The following is a 3296-nucleotide window of genomic DNA, read 5'->3' on the forward strand; positions in this document are numbered from 1 at the left end:
GCCGTCGGGGCCCCGACGGCGTACGCCACCCTCGCCGACGACGTCTCCTCCGGCCCCGTCATGGCGCCCGGGCGCGGCGCCCCGTACATCGAGACCCGGCTGTTCTTCGGCACGGAGCGGCCCGACGGCGGACCGGCCGTCACCGACGAGGAGTTCATGGACTTCGTCGACCAGGAGGTCACACCCGGCTTCCCCGACGGGCTCACCGTGCAGCAGGGGCGCGGCCAGTGGCGGGACGCGAACGGCGTCATCGAGACGGAACGGTCGTACGAGCTGACTCTGCTGTACCCGGTGTCGGCCGTCGCCGCCAGCGACCGGAAGATCGAGGAGATCCGCGTCGACTACCGGAAGGCCTTCGGCCAGGAGGCGGTGGCCAGGGTGGACGACCGCACACGCGTCGACTTCTGAGGCGGCCCCTCCGGACGGGGCGCTCGTCACAGCCCGCCGCTCTGGTGCCGGAAAACTATCAGAGCTAGTTTTTGGTGCGGACCACTCGGCGGCGCAGCGGAAGGCACCACGATGAAGGCACACGACGGCATGTACATCGGCGGCGACTGGCGGCCCGCCGCCGGCACCGACACGATCGAGGTGGTCAACCCGGTCGACGAGCAGGTGATCGGCCGGGTCCCCGCCGGCACCGCCGAGGACGTCGACGCCGCCGTACGCGCCGCACGGGCGGCCCTGCCGGGCTGGGCCGCCACGCCACCCGCCGAGCGCGGCGCGGTGATCGGCGCGCTGCGGGACGCGCTCGCCGCGCGCCGGGAGGAGATCGCCGAGACGGTGACGGCGGAGCTCGGCTCGCCGCTGCCGTTCTCCCAGAAGGTGCACGCCGACCTGCCGATCACGGTCGCGGGCTCGTACGCCGACCTGGCCGCCACGCACGCCTTCGAGGAGAGGGTCGGAAATTCGACCGTGTTCCACGAGCCCATCGGCGTCGTCGGCGCGATCACCCCCTGGAACTACCCCCTGCACCAGATCGTCGCCAAGGTCGCCCCGGCGCTCGCGGCGGGCTGCACGGTCGTCCTGAAGCCCGCCGAGGACACCCCGCTCGTCGCCCAGCTGTTCGCGGAGGCCGTGCACGAGGCGGGGGTGCCGGCAGGGGTGTTCAACCTGGTCACCGGTCTCGGCGCGGTCGCCGGGCAGGCCCTCGCCGCGCACGACGGCGTCGACATGGTGTCCTTCACCGGCTCGACGGCCGTCGGCCGCGGCATCGGCGCCACCGCGGGCGCGGCGATCAAGCGGGTGGCCCTGGAACTCGGCGGCAAGTCCGCCAACGTCATCCTCCCGAGCGCCGACCTCGCCAAGGCCGTCAACGTCGGCGTCGCCAACGTCATGTCCAACTCGGGCCAGACGTGCAGCGCCTGGACCCGGATGCTGGTGCACGCCTCCCAGTACGAGGAGGCGGTCGAGCTGGCCGCGACCGCCGCCGCGAAGTACGGGGAGCGCCTCGGGCCGCTGGTCAACGCCAAGCAGCGGGACCGGGTGCGCGGATACATCGAGAAGGGCCTCGCCGAGGGCGCGAGGCTGGCCGCCGGCGGCCCCGAATCCCCGCGCGAGCAGGGCTACTTCGTGAGCCCCACCGTCCTGGCCGACGTGACCCCCGAGATGACCGTCGCCCAGGAGGAGATCTTCGGCCCCGTGCTGTCCGTCCTCCGCTACGAGGACGAGGAGGACGCCCTGCGCATCGCCAACGGCACGGTGTACGGGCTCGCCGGTGCCGTCTGGGCCGCCGACGAGGCCGAGGCGGTCGCCTTCGCCCGCCGCATGGACACCGGCCAGGTCGACATCAACGGCGGCCGCTTCAACCCGCGGGCACCCTTCGGGGGCTACAAGCAGTCGGGGGTGGGCCGTGAACTGGGCGCCCATGGCCTGGCCGAATACCTCCAGACCAAGTCCCTCCAGTTCTAAGGCCCTTCTGACGCCGCCTGCTTGGCCGCCGCCCCTGCCCCCTGCCCAGCCCCATGGCCCAGCCTCAGCGCCTGCCCGCTGCCCTTGCCCAAGGAGAGTCGTTCCGTCATGACTGTTCGAGCCGCCGTACTGCCCGCTGTCGGGGCGCCGTTGGAGATCGCCGAGATCGAGCTGCCGGAGCCCGGGCCCGGCCAGGTCCGGGTGCGGCTCGCCGCCGCCGGGGTCTGTCACTCCGACCTGTCGCTGTCCGACGGGACGATGCGGGTGCCGGTGCCCGCCGTGCTGGGCCACGAGGGCGCGGGGACGGTACTGGCCGTGGGGGAGGGCGTCACCCATGTCTCGCCCGGCGCCGGGGTCGTCCTCAACTGGGCCCCGTCCTGCGGAAGTTGCCACGCCTGCTCGCTCGGAGAGGTGTGGCTGTGCGCGAACGCGCTGGCCGGTGTGGGCGACGTGTACGCACGGCGCGCCTCCGACGGCACGGACCTCCACCCCGGCCTGAACGTGGCCGCGTTCGCGGAGGAGACGGTGGTGGCCGCAGGGTGCGTGCTCCCCGCCCCGGACGGCATTCCGCTCACCGACGCGGCGCTCCTCGGCTGCGCCGTCCTGACCGGGTACGGGGCGGTGCACCACTCGGCGCGGGTGCGGGAGGGCGAGACCGTCGCGGTGTTCGGCGTGGGCGGAGTGGGCCTCGCGGCGCTCCAGGCGGCGCGGATCGCGGGCGCGTCGCGCATCGTGGCGGTGGACGTCTCCCCGGCGAAGGAGGAGCTGGCGCGGGCGGCCGGGGCCACGGACTTCGTCGTGGCCTCCGAGGACACGGCCCGCGAGATCCGGGGGCTGACCGGGAAGCAGGGGGTCGATGTCGCCGTGGAGTGCGTGGGGCGGGCGGTGACGATCCGTACGGCCTGGGAGTCCACGCGGCGGGGCGGGCGCACGACGGTCGTGGGGATCGGCGGCAAGGAGCAGCAGGTCACCTTCAACGCGCTGGAGATCTTCCACTGGGGCCGCACCCTGTCCGGCTGCGTGTACGGCAACTCCGACCCGACCCGGGACCTGCCGGTCCTGGCCGACCACGTCCGGGCCGGCCGCCTCGACCTCGGCACACTGGTCACGGACCGCATCTCGTTGGACGACATCCCGGCAGCCTTCGACAACATGCGCGCGGGCAAGGGCGGCCGGGCGGTGGTGACGTTCTGACCGACGTACGTACGTGCGGGTGCGTGGGGGTTGCTCGCGCCGTTCCCCGCGCCCCTGGAAAAGCAGGGGCCTGCGGCCCCGTGCTTTTCCGATGAAGGCCGGGCCGTAGGCCCATGCCTTCAGGGGCGCGGGGAACGGCGCGAGAAACCACAACGCATCCGCACCCGCCACACCCACGCGCACCCCCGAGCCAT

3 protein-coding genes are annotated in these 3296 nt (G+C 73.4%); all 3 read left to right on the forward strand.

What is annotated here, in order from left to right:
• Window positions 1-408, forward strand: a 408-nt coding sequence (locus AOK23_RS30955; RefSeq protein ID WP_055715882.1) for a DUF3574 domain-containing protein, incomplete at its 5' end; no start/stop codon positions are given.
• 111 nt (window positions 409-519) lie between these two features.
• The gene (locus AOK23_RS30960; protein ID WP_055715883.1) at window positions 520-1908 is read left to right on the forward strand and encodes an aldehyde dehydrogenase family protein; all 1389 of its coding nucleotides are present in this window, start codon (window positions 520-522) and stop codon (window positions 1906-1908) included.
• Window positions 1909-2016: 108 nt separating this feature from the next.
• Complete coding sequence (locus tag AOK23_RS30965) at window positions 2017-3102, forward strand: Zn-dependent alcohol dehydrogenase (protein WP_055715884.1); 1086 nt, start codon at window positions 2017-2019, stop codon at window positions 3100-3102.
• Window positions 3103-3296 lie beyond the last annotated feature (194 nt).

Source organism: Streptomyces torulosus (assembly GCF_001419765.1).
Classification (GTDB): Bacteria; Actinomycetota; Actinomycetes; order Streptomycetales; family Streptomycetaceae; genus Streptomyces; species Streptomyces torulosus.